Source organism: Teredinibacter waterburyi, from assembly GCF_001922985.1.
Classification (GTDB): domain Bacteria; phylum Pseudomonadota; class Gammaproteobacteria; order Pseudomonadales; family Cellvibrionaceae; genus Teredinibacter; species Teredinibacter waterburyi.
Window position 1 is genome coordinate 1 of record NZ_MRUH01000057.1, and the last position, 611, is coordinate 611.

General features: G+C 51.1%; 1 protein-coding gene. It reads right to left on the reverse strand.

Features of this window, described 5'->3' with window-relative positions; translation table 11 throughout:
* Nucleotides 1–232 (reverse strand): hypothetical protein (locus IDZ20_RS05735; protein ID WP_223144906.1); only part of this gene is annotated, 232 nt, incomplete at its 3' end.
* Between the last annotated feature and the right edge of the window lie 379 nt (nucleotides 233–611).

Sequence of the window (611 nt, forward strand, 5' to 3'; positions counted from 1 at the left end):
CTACACTCGTCATAGCGCCAAGGGTGAAGGCGTCCGGTGTGCTGTCGGGTACGGCGGTAGGTTCTGGTGTCGGTGCTTGTGTGGGTTCAGCCGTTGGTTCAACTGTAGGTTGTGGGCTTGGGTCGGGGTTGCTCGAACCACCGCCACCGCAGGCGGTAAGGGCTACAAGGGTTAAACCAAAAATAAAACGGGAAAAGGTTTTTACGAGGGACTTTGGGTTGTTCACAATCATTTGCGTTACCACTCCATGTTTAATACTTTGTTATTAAAATCAGATGTTTAGCGGGAATTGTTCGCCGAAAAGGCGAAGCGCGCTATTTAACCACAGTCGGTTAAATAGGAGTTTGACGCAGTGGGCGCTTTGGCGGGTCGGCGATAAGAATTTAGTGGGTTTTGGATCTTAAAAAGGCAAACCGAGTAGGCGGTGGCCCGCGCTATTACCCGAAAAGTTTACCAATAATCGAAACAAATGCGGTATGGCTATAGGGTTTGGGGAGGGCGGCATGGGCGCCGAGACTGAGCGCTTTTTGCAGTGCTTCGGGGGCCATACCCGAAATAACAATGATTTTGCAGGTGTTTTGATTGGCGAGCTGTTCGAGTAGCGCGAAGCC